Source organism: Pseudofrankia coriaricola (assembly GCF_032027725.1).
GTDB lineage: Bacteria > Actinomycetota > Actinomycetes > Frankiales > Frankiaceae > Pseudofrankia.
In genome coordinates this window covers 33,735-53,252 of the sequence record NZ_JASNFO010000096.1, presented here as the reverse complement: position 1 = coordinate 53,252, position 19,518 = coordinate 33,735, and the positions used below count along the sequence as shown (strand labels likewise).

Genomic DNA, 19,518 nt, shown 5'->3' with positions numbered 1-19,518 from the left:
TCCGCGCGGGAGCGACGCGGCCGCGACGGCCGATGGTCCCGCTGCGCAGTGAGGCTCGTCGCTGGCGCGTTGTGGTCCGTTCTGGCTCATCGGGATCTCATCCAGTCGTGCCGATGGGCGCTCCGGCGGTCTCCCCCGCCGCGCCGCCCGTCGCCGGGCGGGCGGCGAGGTCCGCTGCCCAACGACGGGCCTGGTCGGGCTCGCCGTCGCGCAGCGGCCCTCGAGTGCCAGTGACGTAGAAGCTGCGCCGGCCGACGACGTTCGCGCCGCGCCGTCGCAGCAGGCGCGCCGCCTTCGCCGCGGCGGAGCCGGCCAGCGGGGAGCGCGCCCTGGTGTCGAAGACGGCCACGGCCGGCGCCGGGCGGCCAAGCTCGACGCTGGCCAGCCACTCCCGGATCCCGATGCCCGGCGAGATCACGCCGTTCTCGACGGCGGGGCCTTCGGCGTCGGCGGCCAGCTGGCGGGCGGCGTCCTGCCGGCTGTTAGGCCGGCTCATGCCCAGGACGTGGGTGGGGCCGCCGACGACCAGCAGGTCGACGTCGCTGGTCAGCGTGGTGGGCGCGGCGCCGACCTCGACCAGCTCGGCGTCCATCCGCTCCCCGAGGCTGGCCGCGACCGCCTCTGCGATCTCCTTGGTGTTGCCGAACATCGACTCGAAGACGACCAGTGCGCGCATCGTGCCCGCTCCATCCTCGTCGCGTCACGCCGCGACGTGCCGGGTGCCTCTCCATCGGCCTGGCGCCGTTTGCGGTCGCCACGCCCGGAGTGCCCAACTCCCATGTTTCTTCCGAGGGGACGAGTCGGGCAGGTCTCGCTCGTCCTTCCAGGACCGGCCGTTCGGCTCCCCGCGCCGAGGCGATCCGGCCGTGTGACAGGCCCGTCGGGCGGCGCGTTGCCGGTCGGTGTCCGCGCTCGTGACGACCTCCACCTCGATGCCGCCGGCCGGCACCAGATATGCGACGTCTCGTTGGTTGGCATGGCTGGCCCTGTCAGTCGGCGACGCGGACGGCGACGGCGGGGCGGATCGCGGCCGCCCGACGTGCTGGGCCGGCGCTGGCGAGCAGGGACGCGACGAGAGTCGCGCCGACGGTCGGGCCGATGGTCGCCCAGTCGACCGGGAACGCGACGTCGAGGCCGCCGAATGCCGGGCTGTTGGTGTACATCAGCCAGGAGGTGAGCAGGGACAGTCCGGCACCGAGCACGATCCCCTCGATCGCGACGAATGCGCTCTCGCCGAGGAAGGCCAGCGTCACCGTCCTGGACCGCACGCCGAGCGCCCGCAGGATGCCGATGGTGCGCCGCCGTTCCCGTACGGCGCGCACCATGACGACGCCCAGGCCGATGATGCCGACGAGCAGGCCCAGCGCGAGGTAGCCCTGCATGAGACGGAAGAAGCTCACGTTGGCGGCGAAGGTGCGCCGTACGTCGCGCTCGATCCGGTTGGCGATCAGCCCGTTGGCCAGGAACCGGCCTTGCAGCGTGGCGGCGAGCCGCTCGTCGCTCACGCCCGGTGCCGCGCGGATGAGCAGGCTGGTGTCCTGGGCGCCGTCGCCGTAGATCGCCCGCACGGTGTCGGCGCCGGCGAACACGGGGTAGGCCGGTGGCTGCGCCGGGAAGGAGTAGTACGGCAGCGCGTTCTCGACCTTCGCCGCGATGATCTTCTTTTGGGCTCGGCCGGTTGCCGGGTCGGTGAGGGTGATGGTGGCGCCCGGTTTGACCTGATCGGTGTTCGGGCCGGTGGTGCTGTTGAAGTACGGGTCGAGCACGACGTAACGGCTGTCGGCGACGATCCCCCGCCACGCCGCCTTCTCGTCGGCGCCCAGCGACGGCAGCCACGAGTCAAGGGCGAGCGGGTGGCTGGTCGCGGCGGCCGCGGGCAGCCCGATCAGTACGACTGGCAGCGGGGTGTCCGAACGCCCGGTCGGGTCGTCCGAGGTACCCCGGCCGATCGTCAGCGGGGTCACCTCGGTGATCTGGCCGGCCAGATCACCCGAGCGCAGCGTTAGCTGCGGATCATTGATCAGGGTCGACGGGGCGACGTCCGCGCGGATGGCATAGCCGGCGGATGCCTCGACGACCGCCTGGTCGGTGCCCGCGCCGATGATGGCACCCATCTCGGTGATGATCACGAGGGTAAAGATGATCAGGGAGTACATGAGCAGTGTGGCGCCGGTGCGGAACTTCCGGGAGGTCGGATAGGTCACCGCGAGCCGGGCGGCCAAGCCCGTCTCCCCCGCCCGGGCCGTGAGCAGGCGCAGCGGGCGCAGGACGATGTCCTGGTTCACCGACAGCAGCACCACCGCGGCCCCGGTGACCATGACTCCGAGGACGACGTAGGTCGCGGTCGAGCCGTTGTCGTACACGTCCGGACGCGCGATGTTCGCGAGCAGGCCCCAGGCCAGTACCAGCGCCGAGGCGACAGTCGACACCGCCCGGGTGCCGGCGAACCGGCGCGCCAGCGGCACGGCGAACAGCACCGCGAGTGCGGGGAACAGGTAGGTCGTCATGCCTTCGCTGCTGGCGACCGCCGGGACCGCGGCGGCGGTGCACAGCACCGCGAGCAGCGCCGAACCGACCAGCAGCGATCGACGCGGCTTGCGGCCCACGCCGTCTGGCAGGTCCCGGATCGCGGCGATGATGTTGAGGCGGCTGACCCGTGCGCTGGTCGCCGCGATCGTGGCGAACGCGATCAGGAAGCCGGCGGCGAAGCCGTTGAACAGGCTGGTCGGCGTGATGGCGAAGGTCAGCTCCAGGGCATTGCCGCCGTCCTGGAAAGCGGCGAAGATCTGCGCCGCGACCAGCACCACCGCCCAGCCGACCCCGATGCCGGCGGCCACGCCGAGCGCCGCCGCCACGACCCCGTAGATGCTGCCCTCCAGGAGGAAGGCACTGATCAGCCGCCGTCGGCGCATGCCCATCGCGCGCAGCATGCCCAGCTGGCCGCGCCGCTCGTCGGTGAGCATGACGAACACGTTCACCAGCAGCAGGACGCCGGCGATGATGCTGAAGCTGCCGATGAACAGGAACAGCGAGCCGAGCTGGCCGGCCACGTCCTCGGCGGTCGCGAGCGCGTCCTTCTTCGGGGTCGTCACCTGCGCGCCGGACGTCGTCAGGCCCCCCAGCGCGGTGCGGATCTTCTGTTCGACGGCGTCGGTGAGCGTGCTGCCCGACTCGACGCCGCCCCGGTTGGACACGAGTGTGATCGTCGACGGTGAGTTGTCACCGCCGGCCCGGGCCGCCGCGGCGGCCAGCGTGCCGGGGGCGACGAACAGATCACGGTTGATGTTGGCGAACCCCAGCGCGGCCAGGCCCCGGGCCGGCACCACCCGCTCGACCCGCAGCTGCGTCGGCTGGCCGTACAGATAGGCGGTGACGGTGTCCCCCGCTCGCAGCCCGAGGGAGTCCGCCAGCTCGGTGTTGACGACCGCAGAGCCTGGCGCGGGATTCGCGCCAGACAGGTGGCTGCCGTCCCGGCCGTCGGCGCCGCGGTCGCCGAACGTCGCGGCGGCGGCGAAGTCGGCTTCGAAGACCTGTGCCTGCGGCTCGGCGACGCGCGCCGCGCCCGTGCCGCGGCTGACCGCCGCCTTGTCCGCGACCACGGTGAGTAGGCCGTCGACGTCCGGGTCGACGCGCAGCGCGGCCAGGCGCCGCGTGGCCGCGTCGCCGCGAGTCAGGTCGTTGGAGTAGACCTCCTCGTCGACCGGTCCCAGCGTGCGGAAGGCCGTGTTCCGCACCGAATGGTCGATCGTGTCGCCGACCGCGAAGCTACCGACGATGATCGCCGTGCCGAGCAGTGAGCCGGCTATGACGAGCACCGCCTCCAGCGGGCGGCGCGACACCTGGCGCAGCGCCAGCCTGCGTAGGAACGGTCGGACGGCAGCTACCGTGATCAGCGCGGCCGCTGCTGCGACCAGCAGGACCAGCAGTGGTCGAGTTAGTTCCGGATACATGATCTCCTCATCCCCTGGGCGCGCTCAGACGGCCGACGTCAGCGCATCCGGCGCCTCGGGCGCCGAAGGAGACGAAGGTGCTGGCGGCGAGGCCGCCATCGAGGAGGCGGAGGGTGCCGAGGGCACTGGCCCGTTCGCGGGCGCGCGGCGTTCGTCGCTGATCAGCGCGCCGTCGCGCATGCGGATCAGCCTGCCCGCGGCAGCGCCGATCCCCGGGTCGTGGGTAACCAGGATGATCGTCTGTCCCTCGTCCCGGTTGAGCGTCCGCAGCAGGTCCATGACCTGCGCCGCCATCTCACTGTCCAGGTTCCCGGTCGGCTCGTCGGCCCAGACGATCGCCGGGCGGGCCACCAGGGCCCGCGCGATCGTCACCCGCTGCTGCTCGCCGCCGGACAGCTCGTTCGGCCGGTGCGCGCCGCGCGCACCCAGCCCGACCCGCTCCAGCATGTCGGCGGCTCGCCTACGGGCCTGCGCCGGAGCGACGCCGACGAGCAGCAGCGGAAGCTCCACGTTCTCGACCGCGGTAAACACCGGGATGAGGTTGAAGGCCTGGAAGACGAAACCCATCGTGCGGGCGCGGTGCTCGGTGCGCCTGGCGTCCGGCATCGCGAACAGGTCGACGCCGCCGAGTATCACCCGGCCGCCATCAATGTCGTCCAGCCCGGACAGGCAGTTAAGCAGCGTCGTCTTCCCGGATCCCGACGGGCCCATGACCGCGACGAGCTCACCGGCCTCGACCTCGAGGTCGAGGCCGCGCAGCGCCTCCACCTCGACGGCGCCGGTCCGGTAGATCTTGCGTACGCCTTCGGCGCGTAGCAGAGGGGTGGCGGTCATCCCGCTCTTCTCGACCATGATTTCAGCGAACCATCGGCACCAAATCGCCACCATGTGCCCACCGTGTGCACGCCTCGGGACCTTTGGACTGACCCGGGGGGCGTATCCGCGCTCATCTGTCGTGGAGGAATACCTTGCCGAGCTCGTCGATTGGGTCGCCGAACCGGTCGTACACCCGGGCGTCACATGCTTCGAGCGCGGCGGCTGACCGGCGGAGGTGATGCGCGCAGAGAAGAACGTCGGACTCCGCCGGCTGGCCATCTGGGGCGACACCGGTTGTTGGATGCATCAGGGCCGCCTGCCGGACAGTCCCCTGTCGCGCAGCACGTGAAGCGGCCGGGACGCGTCCCGTGACGCGTCCCGGCCGCTGGATGCCGGACTGGCGGAGGAGTTCAGGATGCCGGGTGCCGGTTCGGTCACCGACGGCCGGACGTTCAGACCAGGTATGGGCGGTCGCGGACGATCGGGGTGCGGGCCCAGGCGCCGCCGAGGCCGAAGGACCGGCCGGCGTTCAGCGCGGCCAGCAGGATCAGGGTGAGCGCGTAGATGAGGTGGTCGTCCATGAAGACGTTGTTCTCGGGGGGCAGGACGACCGTCCACATCATGACGAGCAGGACCGTGCCGGCACCGGCGGCGGCGCGCATCCCGATCCCGAGGATCAGCGCGGTGCCGATGGCGGCGAGGCCAATCATGAAGAGGTAGTCGGCCCAGGCGGCGCCGGCGATGTCGTTGTAGAACGACTTGAACGGGCCGACCGCACCGTGTGCCAGGAAGCCTTCGGTGGGGCTGCCGCCATGAATCCAGGCCGCCTTCGACGCGGTCTCGTGGCCGAGGCCGAACAGCTTGTCGAGGAACGCCCAGAGGAAGACCCATCCGAGACTGACCCTGGTCAGCGCGAGCACGATGTCCAGCGCCAGGCCGCGGGCGCCGGCACGCTGCCGGAACAGCGTCGAGAAAGGCGACGAGACGACCGAGCCGGACCGCGCCCCGACCTTGGCGTTGGTGGTGGTTGTCATGTGCTTTCGACCTCCCTGGTTTGTGTGGCTCTTAGACTCGCGCGGCCACGGCGCCCGGATCAGGGGCTGCGCGGGCCACCCGGGCAGTCGCTTCGGACTATCGGCACGTGCCGTCTGTAGGGCCGATCGGCCCACCTGCCGCGGGAAGGCCAGAGAGGCTCCGGGCGAGCCGACGGAAGGGCATGCCTCGGCCGGGCTGCCACTCGTCGTGGCCGAACAAATCAGCCGGAGACGCGGCGAGGCGCCTCCCGCCCCGGCTGGGGCAGGAGACGCCTCACGTACAGGACTGACGTCGAGCCGGCCTCCGATGATGGCGGCCCACCTGTCGCCGCTTAGGAAGATCTCAAGGATCATCTCGGCGGCCTCGCGTTAGCCCGGTCCATCGAGCTCGCCGGCACCGTAGCGAGAGACCAACGACCGCAGACTTCGGCCTTCTAGGTGGACAGGGCGGCGCCGGCCGTCGCGGCCGATTCGTCCACTGGGGCGGGAAGCCGGTCGGAGCGCACGACGGCGACGTCGCTGTCCGCGTGCAGCACGCACTGGTTGCTGACCGAACCGAGCAACAGCCGAGCGAAACCGCCGTGCCCCCGGCTGCCGACGACCAGGAGCTGCGCCTCGCGGGCCTCGCGCAACAGGGCACGGATCGCAGATTCGGGCGAGACGACCGACTCGACGGTGAGGCGCGGGGCGTCGGCCAGGCCCAGCTTGACGGCCTGCGCGAGGACCTCGTCTGCCTGCTTGACCAGCAATCCCTGCGCCCCGACAAGCACTTCGGCGTACATCGGGTCATAGCCACCCCAGGCGTGGATCACCCGCAGCGGCACCTTACGGACGGCCGCGGCGTGCGCGGCCCAGCGCAGCGCCGTAAGCGACGGGTCCGACCCGTCGACGCCGACGACGACCGGCCGGCGGTCGTCGACCCGTGGGGTCTCGTCCTCCTTGGGCGGGCGGACGACGACGACGGGCCCCGGCGCGTGGTGGACGACCCCCTGGCTGACCGAGCCCGCGGTCATCCGGTGGATCGGCCCATGGCCACGCTCCCCGATGACGACCATGTCGGCATCCGCGGCCGCCGCGGTGAGAGCCGCGACCGGGTCGTCCAGGACAACGGTGCGCCGAAGCGTGACCGACGCCGGCGGCTCGCCCACCCGCCTGATCGAACGCTCCAGCATCTCGGTAGCCGCCTTGGTCATCCCATCATGGTTGCCCTGGGCCACGGCGCGCAGCACGCCCGTCGGCAGCCCGTCCGCGGTCCAGGCCAGCAGGGCGGTCACCGTCGGGGCAGCACCCCGGCCGGCGCCGTCCGTCGCGGCGGACCACAGCGCCGCCTCTCGAAGCGCCCACCTCAGCGCGGCCTCCGAGCCAGGAGAGCCGTCAACTCCGACAAGAATGCGTACCGAGCTGCTCACGCCTCACGCTCCACGTCCGGTGCGGCACGTCGCCGTGCCCGCTGTGACGGCCCACCACTTTCCGACACCGATCTGGGGCGATCGGGCGGAAGCAGAACTGGCCGGTGATCGACCTCCCTGACTGTTCCACCGGAATGGACCGACGAGACCGCGCCATGCGGCGGTCCACGAGGGTGCATTGGGCCGGCACGCCTGGGCCGGTTGGCCGGGTGGCAGAGCGCACCTCGGCGTTTCACCCGGCCTTCAGGGTCGGTCTTCTACCCCATTGGTCCAGTCTCGCGTGACGACTCGGACCATCCATCTCAGAGCCGTCCGGCCAAGAATGGACACGCACGGCGCCGACATGCAGAAGCAGGTCACAGCGTAGGGAGGCGCGCTATGCGCCGCAACGCGACCGTCATCGCGACAGACTGGGCGCACCGCGACAGGACGAGCCCCACCGAAAGCCCGCCCCGCGGGACCGTCGAGAGGCCTGGGACGCCGGCCCTGCCGGACCGGTCCCACTCTCCAGGCGACGCGGCCGCCAACAGCGCGCCGCTCCACCGCCCGATCGGCCTGATGACCGAACGCGAGGAGTCGGACCGGTCCGGCCAGAACGGGCGGACCGGCCGACTCCTGGCGCAGATCGACCTGACCAAGGTGCTAGTCATCGGCGAGCTCGCCGCAGCGGGAACCGTGATCGCGATCCACCTGTTCGACCACCTGGACGGCCTGCGCGGCGGCCCCCGGGCACGGATCCAGATGGGCCCCGGTGGCTGGGTCAGCATGCGTGGCGGTGCCGTGGATATCCGCACCCGTCGGGCGAGGACCTCCATGGGCTCCCGACCCGCGCGGCGCCGACGCTCCGCCTGCCAAGACACGTCAAGCCAGGCGGCTCGCGGTCTACCGCACGACCGCAGGACCAGCGATCACCAGCCCTGTGGATATCGAGGCGGCCGCCAGCTCGTCACCGACCGCGCGGGCAGTGGCCGCCGGCCTTGGTGGGCGGTCCTGCTCGGCGCGAAGTCCGTCGAGACGCATTGACTCTCGGCACACATCCCGGCCCGCCGCGGCTGATCTTCCAGTCGCGGCGGCCGACATCTGGCTGAAAAAGGAAGCGTCGATGATTGGGATATCACCCGTCCGCCATCAGCCGTCCCGTTTCCCCGACAGGGTTGATGCCGCGTCGCACTGGGTCGATCTGGACGGACCGACGCACTATGTCGATTTCGGGGGCCCACAGCGCGGGCCACTGCTGGTCTGCGTGCATGGTCTTGGCGGTTCCCATCTCAACTGGTTCGCGCTCGCGCCCCGGTTGACCCTGTCGTGCCGTGTCCTGGCCGTGGACCTGGCCGGCCACGGCCTGACCCAGGCCCTGGGGCGACGCACGACTGTCGAGGCCAACGTGCAGTTGCTCGGCAGGTTTCTTCGAGAGGTCGTGGGCACGCCCGCGATCCTGGTAGGAAACTCGATGGGTGCGATGATCGCGGTCCTGGCGACCGCAGCCGACCCGGACGCCGTGGCCGGCCTCGTCCTGATCGACCCGGCTCTGCCCGCGCGACCGGGCGGACATCCAGGGGTATTGATGAGCCTGGGCATTCTTGGCTACGCGCTCCCTGGCGTTGGCAGAGCCCTCGTCACAGCATCGCGGCGCTGGGCAGGGGCCACACGTGGCATCGAGTCAACCTTGAAGGTGTGCTGCGTTGACTCCACGCGGGTGCCGGCTGACCTCGTTGAGCGCTCCGTCGAGCTGGCCGAACGGCGCTTGTCCTATCCAGGTACCGAGTCTGACTTCCTGCACGCATTTCACAGCACCCTGCGGGCCCTGGTCACTCCCGCACGTTACGAGGCGACCATGGGCGGGATACGGCAGCCGGTTCTGCTTCTCCACGGAGAGAAGGATCCACTGGTGTCGGTGGAAGCGGCCAAACGGGCCGCCCGCCCGCGGTGGGCGTTCGACGTGGTGCCCGACGGGCGAGGTGGTAGACGCGTTGCGGGCGTCCGTCCGCCGTCCACGCGACGAGCGCCGAAATTGCTGCCGGACGGAGCGTCGCCTCGTGACACGCCCATCGCAGCGCCGCCTCCGAGCCAGGTGATCCATCGATGCCGACGAGTATTCGCATGGGGTGGGTTGGTGCGTCAGCGCGGTCCATGGTGCACCTTCCGGGTCGCGGTTCGCTCGCTCGGTACCACTGTCCCTTTGGGCGCCTCGGCGGACATCGGCCGTCAGGCTGGCCGTCGCGGTGCGTTGGTCCCCGTCCTGGCGGGGCTGCAGTCTCCTGACACCGGCGACCATCGAGTCATGCGGGGTGGTCCCAGAGGTCCGTTCCTCCCACCAGACCGGACCGACCGCCTCAGGATCGTGCCGGATAACGCAGGCAGAGTGGTCACGCGAGCGAAGAACGGCCCGCGACACGGACTAGGAGGGTCGAGATGCCGCACTCCCGGTCATCCCCGATGAAGAAAATCAGCTGCGACTTGCGCATCGGCTTGGTCATGGACAACGGAGAGCGGCTGCCCCTGACGGGCCATCTACGCTTTGACCCTGCTGACCCCATCGCGGTAACACTCGTCGTTCGGATGCCGGCCGACGAGACCGTCGCATGGACGTTCGCGCGCACCCTGCTCATGGCAGGAGGTCCTCGACCAGCCTCGGTGGGCGACGTGCGGGTCCAGCCGGTCCACGGTAATAAACGACGGGTCATGACGATCACGCTGACTGGCCCGGATGGCCACGCGGATCTGGAACTGCCATCTCAGCGGGTCGCTGCCTTTCTGCGCCACACCTACGAGGCCGTTCCGCCCGAGGTGGAAGCCGGTCTGATCGACTGGGACGCCGAGTTTGGACCGCTACTGGGGCTTGGAGGTACCCGAACGGAACGTCCGACCGACATGTGACCCGCCTGGCGACCGGCGACTCACCCGACGGCGCCGCAGCACAGCCTGGAGGAATCAATGACCAGTACTTCGCGGCTCGGTCCGGGAACCATCACGGTCCAGATCACCGGACCTGTTTCCCAGCCAGCACGTGACTACGCCGTGGAAAAGGTGAACGCGTTGGCACAGCTATGCCACGAGCCGATCCTGCATGCCCGGATCAGCCTCGACGCGGGCGGACGACCTGGCACCGTCCCCGCATCAGCGGCGGTGAGTCTGGACGTCAATGGGACACCGGTACGGGCACGGGCGGAGGGAACGACGCTACGTGAGGCGATCGACCTTCTCCAGGCGCGGCTGAGGACGAGACTTCTGCGATATGAGGACCGCCCGCACCGAGGCCAGCCAGTCCGGACGGGCCCGTCCGCCCGGCCCGAGGACGAGCACGAAGCCTGAAACACCGCCCCCGACCTCGTCGCCGGTTCGCGGGCGACCTGCCTGCCCGGCCCCAGCCGCCCCGCTAACCGGTACCAGCGCCCATCACGGGGCCGAGCTCTCCCCTCCAAGGTGCTTGTACGCAAGGACGGCGGCCTGGGTGCGGCTGGTCAGCCCGAGCTTGTCCAGAATGCTCGACACGTAGTTCTTGACGGTCTTCTCGGACAGGTGGATGCGCGTCCCGATCTGACGGTTGGTGAGTCCTTCGGCGACGAGCCCCAGGATCTCGCGTTCGCGGGGGCTGAGCTCCGCCAGGACCGGGTCCTGCTTCGGTCCTTCGCGCAACCGGGCGAGCACCCGCTGCGTGACCGACGGCGACAGCAGCGACTGGCCGGACGCCACCGTCCGGATCGCGCCCACCAGGTCAGTGCCGCGGATCTCCTTGAGCACGTAGCCCGCGGCGCCAGCCATGATGGCGGAGAAGAGGGCCTCGTCATCGTCGTAGGAGGTCAGGATCAGGCAGGCGACGTCCGGATGCGTCGACCGGATCTCGCGGCAGACGTCGATGCCGCTGCCGTCGGGGAGCCGGCCGTCGAGGATCGCCACGGTGGGCGTCAGGGCGGGTATACGCCGCAGCGCTTCCGCCGCGAGCCCCGCCTCTCCCACCACTTCGATGTCGTCATGACGTTCCAGGGTCCGCCGGAGACCATCCCGCACGATTTCGTGGTCGTCGAGGATGAATACCGTAATCTTCTCCACGCCGAGGACGATACGCGGCACGACTGGGGCCGATATCCGGCGATCGGAGTGGTGACCTCGGGACCTTCGTCATGCGAGGCGCACGTCGAACGACCGCAGCGAGCGCACTTCGGCGGGGTCTTCGATGATCGCGGAAGGTCCTACCGCCCCGGCTGCGCGCAGCCGGGGCGGCCTAGATCGGAGCGGTCCAGCGCAGGTGGGTGCCGCCCCCGACGGGAACCGCCAGCGTGAACGTCCCGTCGAGTGACTCGGCACGTTCTCGCAGGTTGGCCAGGCCGCTGCGGCGGACCGTCTCCCCGATTCCCACGCCATTGTCCTCGGCGTCGACGACGACCTCGTCGTTCTCCAGGCGCACGCTGATCCGCAGCGTGGTGGCGCGGGAGTGGCGGGCCGCGTTGGACACCGCTTCCCGTATCACCGCGAGCACGTGGGTGACCAGCGTTTCACCGACGACCGTGTCCAGAGGGCCGGCACAGGTCACCGTCGGCGCGAAGCCGAGCCCGGCTTCGGCGTCCCTGGCGATCTTCTCGATCGTGGCGCGCAGACTGCCGCGCCCGAGCTGGGCGCTTCCCCGCAGCTCGAAGATCGACCGTCGAATATCCTTGATCGTCGCGTCGATGTCCTCGACGAAGCCGTTCAGGCGGTCGGCGTTCGCGGTGCTCTCGTACTGCGCCACGTCCTGGACACCCAACGCGACAGCGAACATCCGCTGGATCACGTGGTCATGAAGGTCACGGGCAATCCGGCCGCGGTCGGCGAGCACCACGAGCCGTTCTCGCTCGGACTTGGCGCGGGCGAGCTCGAGGCCAACCGCCACGTGGCCGGCGAAGCTCGATGCCATGTCGAGCTCCGCGGCCGTGAACGCCCGACGCCCGCGGGCGTGTCCCAGAAGCAGAACGCGGCGGTCGGCGTCCGTGCCGGCTCGCAGCGGCACGGCGATGAGGGACCCGACGTCAGAGACTCGTTCCAGATCGCAGGCGTCCACGTCGGCATTGCCGGTGAGCACGGGGCGCTGTTCGGCGAAGACGCGCCCGGCCAGGCTGCTGTCAAGGGGGATCGCGTTCCCCCCGATATCTGCTCCGGCGGCGACCTCCACGATCGCGGAGACGGGGTCACCGCCGCGGACGACCATGGCCGCGTAGTCGGCACGCGCGGTGGTTCGAGCCCGCTCGACAACCAGCACGATCGGGTCGGACGGGTCCGCCATGACCTCGTGAGTCACCTCGGCCGACGCACTCATCCACTGGTGCCGCTGCTGCGCTTCGTCGAACAGCCGGGCGTTGTCGATCGCGACGCCGGCGGTGGCCGCCAGGGCGAGCGCGAGTTCCTCGTCCTCGGCGGTGAACGCCCGGCCGTCGCGTTTCTCGGTCAGGTACAGGTTGCCGAAGACCTCGCCCCGCACGGTGATGGGCACGCCGAGGAAGGTGTGCATCGGCGGGTGCCCCGGCGGGAAACCGACGGCGTTCGGGTCGCGGGCGATGTCGCCCACTCGGCGGGGACGCGGGTCGTCGATCAGAACGCCCAGCACACCGTGGCCAGTCGGTAGGTGGCCGATGTGTGCCACGTCCGCGGAGTCCATGCCGACGTGGACGAACTCCTCGAGAGTTCGATCCGGCGCCACCACCCCCAGCGCCCCGTATCGCGCGTCGAGGAGTTCGCAGGCAGCCTCGACCACCTGTCGTAGCAGCGTTGGTAGGCGCAGGTCGGTCGTGACCATCCGGTTGGCGCGCAACAGGCCGCGCAACCGGCCCTGGGTGGCCATGACGTCCTGGGCACGTTCGACCAGCTGGGCAAGCAGCTCATCGAGCTCGAGGCGACCAACGGTCGGAAACATCAGGTCGTCGCCGACGGAAGGCGACGCTGGTCGTCGTGCATCGGACGGTTCGACCCGAACCTCGGGCCGGGTGACTGCGTCCACGGCGGGAGCATAGCGAAACCGAGTTCAGCAGGCCGTCTGTTCTCCGCATATCTGCGCATGCCTCCGCCTCACCTCACGCTGCTGGTGCCGTGCGGCGCCGGGCGTGTCAAGTACCAAGGGACGTCATTGAAGGCCGGCCAGGTCCTCGCCTGCCCCGATGCGTTGGTCAACCGAGACCGCTACCGCCATGTCACGGCGTCATGGCCCGCGGCGTCGCCGATCGTCACCGCCAGCCGACCGTCGTCGAGGCGGAAGGCGTCGATCCAGTCGCCGCCGATGGCACCGCGGCCGGCCGGACGTCGGCGCCAGCAGGCCTGAATTCCGCCGCCGTCCCGCCGATGAATGCGGTGGGCCGTCATCGTCACACGCTCCTGTTCCGCCGTCCCGTTACCACTGAGATCACCTCCTGTGGCCGCGGGAGGTTGGCGGGTCCCAGGATTGCCCACGAGCGGTGCCGTCGACAGGGACTTTCGGTCCTGCCCGCACGTCTCATAGGTCTGATCGCCACGCACGCCTGGCGCAGACGCTTGAACCCCGGGCGCCGCTACCGCCCACCACAGCCGGGATGGTTGGCCAGCCTGCGGGAGGCGCCGGGGTGATGCCGGTCGGGAGGCGTTTCTGTCGCCGTCGTCGGCCGAGGTGGATGGGGAACGCAGGCGCCAGCAGCCACCGGACGCGGCCGGCCCGCCGCCGCGACCACGCCCGCGGTCATCTGACGGGATCGACTCGACGGCCTCATCCGCGAATACCAGCAGGCAGCGTGACCGGACCCGATCTCGGGCACCCACAGGCCGACGGAAAAGGACCCAACCAGGGCACTTCGCCGGCGGCCTGCCCGACTCTGTGGGAGCGCGGGGTGCGATTCCCCCGGGCCACCCGACCAGAGTTGCTCAGAGCGTGGCGAGTACGTCCAGAGTGTGCCGGCGGCTGGCCTCGCCCTCGATGCTCAGGACGGACGCACACAGGTCAGTCACCCCAGCGTCCGCGAAGCGCCGCAGACGTGCCCGCACTGTTGCCTCGTCGCCGATGACCGCCACGTCTACGGTGTTGCCGGTCTCGCCCCGCGACAGGATGCGATCGTAGCTGGGGATGCCGGAATACGCGGAGAACAGCTCGGCCGCCCGCTCCCGGGCCGCGTCCACGTCGTCCACGACGGCGACCGGCACACCCGCGACCACTCGGGGAACAGGTCTGCCCGCCGTCTCCGCGGCGGCATTGATCTTCGGTACTACGTGTTCGCCGATCGCGCGTTCGTCAGCCCACCAGGTGATCGTGCCGTCGGCGAGCCGGCCGGCGATCTCGAGCATCCGAGGGCCCAGCGCCGCGACGAGAACCGGCACCGGTGAGCCCTCGGGGACGTCGAGCATCGCGGCCACCGAAAAACGGTCACCCTCGTGCCTGACGTAGCCGGTTCCCGCGAAGCAGGCCCGGAGCACCTCGACGTACTCCTCCGTGTGCGAGGCGGGCCGGTCGTAGGAGAGCCCGTACATAGACTCGATCACGACCGGGTGCGACGGACCGATACCCAGCGTGAGTCGGCCGCCGGCGACCGCCTGCACCGTGAGCGCGTGTTGGGCCAGCGACATCGGGTGGCGCGGAAAGGTCGGTACCACGGCTGTGCCGAGCTCGAGCTCCTCGGTGACCCCGGCGGCCAGCGCCAGCGCGGTCAACGCGTCCAGGCTCCATGGCAGATGCGGCACCCAGCCGGTGGACAATCCCCGGGCCTCGGCGTCCCTGGCGTTGTCGAGCAGTTCCTTGGCGGTCGTGCGTTCGCCGGTCGTCCGCCCGATGAACACCCCGACCCGCATGCGGTTCCCGCTCACGCAGCCCCCATTCCCATGCCCGAGGAACATCCCACCCGATTCACAGCGTCACCCTGGATGCGTGAACCGGCGGCTGTGCCACGTGCCGAGCGTGCCGCGCGCCCAGTTCCAATAATGTATATGATCTCGCGCCTGGGTTGGGGCGGAAGGCGCAGTTGTGTTGAGCTGGCCCGAGCCATGACAGGGGCCGTAGCGCAGGTTGGGCTTGCCGGAAATGCTATCCGCCCTGCTCAGGGCGGCCGCAGTCGTGCCGGCCGGTCGTGTGGCATCGACCGCTGTGGCCAACACAAATTTCGACGCCAGGATATACCTCCGTGGTGCGCGGGGAATTCCATGGCCTCGAAGGTGAGGCCGAGCGCGCCGACCACGGGGTGGTAGAGGCGCTTGGCTCCGGTGCGGTGGAAGCGGACGTCCAGCCACCTCTCCGAGTTGTCCTCCCTTCGCCCTCGCGGCATCAGGCCAGTTTCGACGCGACGCCCTCGTAGGCGAAGCCGATCAGGGCCGTCCCGCCCATCTGATATGTCCTGGCCGACTCCAGGGTCAGTCCGGACTTCTCGACCAGATCGTCGATCCGGCGGTTGAGGTGGCAGCCTCCGACGAACCTGCCCCAGGCGGGTGTGAGCCGGTCCTGCCAGCGAGCGACGGTGGGTTTGGGCGAGCGGCCGTGCTCGGTGAAGTGCAGTGTGCCGCCGGGCCGCAGCACTCGATGGATCTCGCGCAGCGCCAGTTCGGCGTCGGGGATGGTGCACAGCGTCCAGGTCATGAGGACATGGTCGACCGACGCGTCCGGAAGGAGCAGCGCCTGGCCATCGTCGCCGATGAACTCGATCATGAAGGGCGCCGCGGCGATGCGAGGCGCCGCGAGCTTGCGTCCGACGGCGGCGGGCTCGACCGCGAGCAGGCGAGTGACTCCCGCCGGAAGATGCGGGATGTTGCGTCCCGACCCGAAACCGATCTCCAGGACCTCGCCGGACAGCCCGGCCGCGACGCGCGCCCTGGCCTCCTCCATCGGTCTGCCGAGGACAAGATCGACAAGTCGGGGCAGCACCTGGTCGTCATAGAAGCCCATCACGACTCCTCATCGGTAGGCCTGGGCGGAACCTGCGGGAGGCGCGGAACCTGCGGGAGGCAAGGCCGCGTCCGGCCTTGTTGGTGGGGCCGCGGCCACCAGGGTTGCCTCGATGGTGGGCCAGGGCAGGCCGGGTGGCAGCAGGACGGTGACGATGTCGGCTGCCTGGTCCCACGCCTTGAGCTGCTCGGTGACCTGGTCGACGGTTCCGTACGCGGCGAGCTGGTCGAGTACGGGCTGGGCGGAGGGCGGCACGGTCCCGCGCCGGGGGCTTGGCCGCGGGTTGGCGGCCATGATGGCGTCGACCTGTGGGGCGTAGCCCTGGTCGGACACCGACCGGGCATAGACGCCGCCCATGGCGGTGAGGTACCAGGCGGTACACGCGGCGGCGATGTCCCTGGCAGTGTCGGGGTTCTCGTCGGCGACGGTGATCGGTCCGGCCGCGACGGTGAGGGGCGCCCGGTGCGGAGCGATGGTCTCGCGCAGGCGGTTGAGCTGTTCTGCCGAGGATGCGAGGCGATCCCGGGCCATCAGCGCGGGGATCCAGCCGTCGCCGAGCTCGGCGGCCACCTGGGTCGTGCGCGGGCCGAGCGCCGCGACCCAGATGGGCACCTCGGAGGTGGGCGGCTGGCCTAGTCGCAACGGGTGCGCGCCCGGGAGGCGGCGCAGGAGGGCTGGCTCGCCGGCGAGCAGCGCGCGGACCTGGGTGACGACGTCGCGCAGCTTGGCGGCCGGATGCTCGAACGGGGTGTCGTGAAATCCCTCGACCAGCGCTCTCGTGCTGGTACCCAGGCCCAGTCCGTACCGCCCTCCACAGACCTGTTGCAGAGTGGCGGCGGTCATCGCCAGCGTCCCCGGGGTGCGCCCCCACACCGACAGCACACCCGACACGACCTGGATACGGCTGGTGCGCACCGCGATCTCGGTCACGATCGGGGTGGAGTCCAGCCCCCATCCCTCGGGTACCGCGAAGGTCTCGTACCCCAGCTGCTCGGCCAGCACCGCGGCCTTGACGATGACATCCCAGCGAGTCTCCATCGGCGTGAGCCCCACGCCTCGCCGCTCCGTCATGACGCCTCTTCCACGGGCATCCCGCGCCCGGAGCGTGGCACGGTAAGCCGCTCGGCCCTGGCCGCCGCGAGCACCTCGCCACCGGCCCCCAGCAGCGCCGAGCCGGCCATCAGCTTGCGGCCGTCACGTCCGAGCGGCCAGGCGATCACCCGGCACTCGTCGCCGACCGCCGGCAGCGCCGCCACGGTGGCGGTCATCCGGCCAAGCAGGACGGCGGCATCGTCGCCGAGATCGGCAGCGTCGATGGCGGCGATCCCGCTGGGACAGTCCAGTGCCGCCCAGACGATCTCCGAGGGCACTCTGCCGCTGCCGTCCGCCAGCGAGGCATCCGGTGCCCACGGCGCCGCCCACACGTCCCGACCCGGCAGCCGCCCAGCGAAGATACGCAGGCCGTCGCCTGATCCGCGGCGTATCCCGCAGACGAAACACGCCGGGTACAGCGGGTCTTGGAAGTACCGCGCGCGGCCCTCTGCCGCGCGGGCCTCGGCCGCGGAGACGGTGTCGGGCACGCACAGCGTCGCCCCGTCCCGGGCGGGCTCGGCCTCGGCGACGAGTGCGCCGCCATGACGAGCCCGCACCGAACCGTCGGTATCGGCGTCGACGGCCAAGGGCGTGGCCAGCGGCGGAGGTCGGCGGAGGGTGACCGTCGCTGGTCCGTCGAGGTATGCGGCGAGGCGACCGCACATATAGCCACCGTTGGCGGTGCCGGCCGGACCACCGAAGCGAGACGAGACCGTCAGGGTGGGCAGTACCCCGCGACGCATGTCCGTGCCGGCCGCTGGCGGGAGAGTCGGCCTTGAGGCGTGTGACATGGGATTGACGCTAGGACTGCCGCCCCGGGCGGGCCATCGGGTGAACTACCGACACAGCGTCCCTCGTCCCCCCTGCTGGCCCGGTCAGCGAGCACGGGCATCGGGTGTTCGACCGATCCCTCATAGGAGCTGGCGCAACCGCTGTTCGGTTGCGGGGCTGTTCACGAGCCGGGGTGCGTGGCGAGTGGACGGGTGTGTGCGGTTGCCCGCTGCTGTTGCCGCCAGGCTCCGGGCGGATTTCCGTGGTGGCGGCGGAAGGCTGCCGCGAAGGCGAAGGGTGAGCCGTAGCCGATGGTGTCGGCGATCGAGGATGAGCTCACGCTCAGGGACCTGGCGACTCACGCTCACACCAGCGTTCGCAACCTCACCCGCCGCTTCCAGGCCGAGACCGGCCTGAGCCCGCTGCAGTGGCTTCCCCACCAGCGGGTCGACCGGGCGCGGGTTCTGCTGGAGTCCACGACGCTGCCGATGGACCAGGTCGCCCGGCGCAGCGGCCTGGGTTCGGCCGAGTCACTCCGCCAGCATTTCGTCAGGCGAATCGGCGTGTCCCCCAGCGCCTATCGCGCGAGCTTCGCGCACTCGTCCGCACCGCTCGCGAACTGAGGGCCAGCCTGATGGCGGGCGCACGGGCGGTGACCGACGACGGATGATGCTCTGATGAGCCGCATCGCGATTCTTCACCCGGGGCAGATGGGCGCGGCGGTGGGCCGGGCGCTCGTCGACTCCGGCCACGACGTGACCTGGCTGCGCACCGGACGAAGCGAGAGCACGCGCCGTCGCGCGGACGCCGCCGGGATGCGCGCATCAGTCGACCTGCGCGACCGCGACGTCGTCCTGTCCATCTGCCCGCCCGCCGCCGCGGTGGAGACCGCCCGGACGGTTGCCAGCTTCTCGGGGTTGTACGTGGACGCCAACGCGATCAGCCCGGGCACCGCCTCCGAGGTCGCGGCGGTGGTCCACGCCCACGGAACCGCCTACGTCGACGGCGGGATCATCGGGCCGCCACCGGAGCGACCCGGGACCACCCGCCTGTTCCTGTCCGGGGACCGAGCCGAGGAGGTGGCCGCGCTCTTCCGCGACACCCGCGTCGAAGCCGTTGTGCTGTACGGCGATCACACGGCCGCGTCGGCACTGAAGATGACCTACGCGGCGTGGACCAAAATCACCACCGCTCTTCTGATCAGCGCCCGCGGCGCCGCGAAGCACTACGGGGTCGACGAAGCTCTAGCGGCGGAGTGGGCCCGCTCCCAGCCCGAGCTCGGCACCCGCCACGCCGCCGCACTCGACGCGGCAGCCCACAAGGGGTGGCGTTGGGAGGAGGAGATGCACCAGATTGCCCGCACGTTCGCCGAGGCGGGAGAACCAGCCGGCTTCGGCGACGCCGCCGCCCAACAGTTCGGCCGCTGGCCCCGCCCGGCCAGCTCCTGACCGGGCGGTACACCCAACCCGCCGCCCAGCTATGACACACCCATCGCCTTCCGCGAACGCCCGACCCTGGATCACCAGGAATGCGACCCCGGACCAGGACCCGAGCTCACCGCCATCGGCTGAGGCCACACCTCCAGG

19 protein-coding genes and 1 pseudogene are annotated in these 19,518 nt (G+C 70.6%); 6 read left to right on the top strand and 14 right to left on the bottom strand.

Translation table 11 applies throughout. The annotated features are described in order from the left end of the window. Positions 1 to 97 precede the first annotated feature (97 nt). The 6 genes from QOZ89_RS38610 to QOZ89_RS38585 all read right to left on the bottom strand — a co-directional run bounded on the left by QOZ89_RS38610 (position 98) and on the right by QOZ89_RS38585 (position 7,209). Positions 98 to 676 carry a flavodoxin family protein gene (locus QOZ89_RS38610; RefSeq protein ID WP_071047029.1) on the bottom strand — a complete coding sequence of 193 codons (579 nt, stop codon included), beginning with the start codon at positions 674 to 676 and terminating at the stop codon, positions 98 to 100. Positions 677 to 989: 313 nt separating this feature from the next. After that, entirely contained in the window at positions 990 to 3,950 is a 2,961-nt protein-coding gene (locus tag QOZ89_RS38605) for an ABC transporter permease (protein WP_071047030.1), read from the bottom strand. A gap of 24 nt (positions 3,951 to 3,974) precedes the next feature. After that, a complete protein-coding gene (locus tag QOZ89_RS38600) occupies positions 3,975 to 4,784 on the bottom strand; it encodes an ABC transporter ATP-binding protein (protein ID WP_241841515.1) in 810 nt (269 codons plus the stop codon). 112 nt (positions 4,785 to 4,896) lie between these two features. Continuing rightward, positions 4,897 to 5,073, bottom strand: a complete 177-nt coding sequence (locus QOZ89_RS38595; RefSeq protein WP_312628994.1) for a hypothetical protein — start codon at positions 5,071 to 5,073, stop codon at positions 4,897 to 4,899. A 145-nt stretch (positions 5,074 to 5,218) separates the two neighbouring features. Further along, entirely contained in the window at positions 5,219 to 5,800 is a 582-nt protein-coding gene (locus QOZ89_RS38590) for a DoxX family membrane protein (RefSeq protein WP_071047032.1), read from the bottom strand. A 434-nt stretch (positions 5,801 to 6,234) separates the two neighbouring features. Further along, positions 6,235 to 7,209, bottom strand: a complete 975-nt coding sequence (locus QOZ89_RS38585; protein WP_071047034.1) for a universal stress protein — start codon at positions 7,207 to 7,209, stop codon at positions 6,235 to 6,237. 378 nt (positions 7,210 to 7,587) lie between these two features. Here QOZ89_RS38585 and QOZ89_RS38580 point away from each other — a divergent pair, with 378 nt between their 5' ends. Both QOZ89_RS38580 and QOZ89_RS47880 read left to right on the top strand, forming a co-directional pair. After that, the gene (locus tag QOZ89_RS38580) at positions 7,588 to 8,232 is read left to right on the top strand and encodes a hypothetical protein (RefSeq protein ID WP_071047036.1); all 645 of its coding nucleotides are present in this window, start codon (positions 7,588 to 7,590) and stop codon (positions 8,230 to 8,232) included. Between the two features lie 79 nt (positions 8,233 to 8,311). Beyond that, positions 8,312 to 9,103 (top strand): annotated as a pseudogene (locus tag QOZ89_RS47880) (alpha/beta fold hydrolase); the annotation flags it as partial. On the opposite strand, the gene QOZ89_RS38570 reads toward QOZ89_RS47880, so the two are convergent. Then, a complete protein-coding gene (locus QOZ89_RS38570) occupies positions 9,018 to 9,311 on the bottom strand; it encodes a universal stress protein (RefSeq protein ID WP_274536494.1) in 294 nt (97 codons plus the stop codon). The pseudogene QOZ89_RS47880 and the gene QOZ89_RS38570 overlap by 86 nt on opposite strands. A 334-nt stretch (positions 9,312 to 9,645) precedes the next feature. On the opposite strand from QOZ89_RS38570, the gene QOZ89_RS38565 reads away from it, so the two are divergent. Next, complete coding sequence (locus QOZ89_RS38565) at positions 9,646 to 10,086, top strand: SsgA family sporulation/cell division regulator (protein ID WP_071047039.1); 441 nt, start codon at positions 9,646 to 9,648, stop codon at positions 10,084 to 10,086. A gap of 57 nt (positions 10,087 to 10,143) precedes the next feature. Next, positions 10,144 to 10,521, top strand: a complete 378-nt coding sequence (locus tag QOZ89_RS38560) for an HPF/RaiA family ribosome-associated protein (RefSeq protein WP_083418188.1) — start codon at positions 10,144 to 10,146, stop codon at positions 10,519 to 10,521. Between the two features lie 84 nt (positions 10,522 to 10,605). Here QOZ89_RS38560 and QOZ89_RS38555 read toward each other — a convergent pair whose 3' ends face one another. From QOZ89_RS38555 to QOZ89_RS38525, 7 genes are all read right to left on the bottom strand, one after another. Next, entirely contained in the window at positions 10,606 to 11,259 is a 654-nt protein-coding gene (locus QOZ89_RS38555) for a response regulator (protein ID WP_198543086.1), read from the bottom strand. 172 nt (positions 11,260 to 11,431) lie between these two features. Next, entirely contained in the window at positions 11,432 to 13,093 is a 1,662-nt protein-coding gene (locus tag QOZ89_RS38550; RefSeq protein WP_071047041.1) for a sensor histidine kinase, read from the bottom strand. A 263-nt stretch (positions 13,094 to 13,356) separates the two neighbouring features. Next, positions 13,357 to 13,536 carry a hypothetical protein gene (locus QOZ89_RS38545; protein ID WP_071047042.1) on the bottom strand — a complete coding sequence of 60 codons (180 nt, stop codon included), beginning with the start codon at positions 13,534 to 13,536 and terminating at the stop codon, positions 13,357 to 13,359. 531 nt (positions 13,537 to 14,067) lie between these two features. Further along, positions 14,068 to 15,000: a TIGR03564 family F420-dependent LLM class oxidoreductase gene (locus QOZ89_RS38540; RefSeq protein WP_241841516.1), complete on the bottom strand. Its 933-nt coding sequence runs from the start codon at positions 14,998 to 15,000 to the stop codon at positions 14,068 to 14,070. 454 nt (positions 15,001 to 15,454) lie between these two features. Further along, positions 15,455 to 16,069: a class I SAM-dependent methyltransferase gene (locus QOZ89_RS38535; protein WP_071047043.1), complete on the bottom strand. Its 615-nt coding sequence runs from the start codon at positions 16,067 to 16,069 to the stop codon at positions 15,455 to 15,457. A gap of 9 nt (positions 16,070 to 16,078) precedes the next feature. After that, positions 16,079 to 17,140 (bottom strand): LLM class flavin-dependent oxidoreductase, encoded by a 1,062-nt coding sequence (locus QOZ89_RS38530; RefSeq protein WP_071047045.1) that lies wholly within the window; start codon positions 17,138 to 17,140, stop codon positions 16,079 to 16,081. Beyond that, a complete protein-coding gene (locus QOZ89_RS38525) occupies positions 17,137 to 17,826 on the bottom strand; it encodes a hypothetical protein (protein WP_312628987.1) in 690 nt (229 codons plus the stop codon). The genes QOZ89_RS38530 and QOZ89_RS38525 overlap by 4 nt, the downstream gene beginning before the upstream one ends. A gap of 417 nt (positions 17,827 to 18,243) precedes the next feature. On the opposite strand from QOZ89_RS38525, the gene QOZ89_RS38520 reads away from it, so the two are divergent. Together QOZ89_RS38520 and QOZ89_RS38515 are read left to right on the top strand one after the other, a co-directional pair. Next, on the top strand, positions 18,244 to 18,555 hold the full coding sequence (locus QOZ89_RS38520) for a helix-turn-helix domain-containing protein (RefSeq protein WP_071047047.1): 312 nt from the start codon (positions 18,244 to 18,246) through the stop codon (positions 18,553 to 18,555). Between the two features lie 54 nt (positions 18,556 to 18,609). Then, positions 18,610 to 19,380, top strand: coding sequence for an NAD(P)-dependent oxidoreductase (locus QOZ89_RS38515; protein WP_312628985.1), 771 nt, complete (start codon positions 18,610 to 18,612; stop codon positions 19,378 to 19,380). Positions 19,381 to 19,518: the final 138 nt, after the last annotated feature.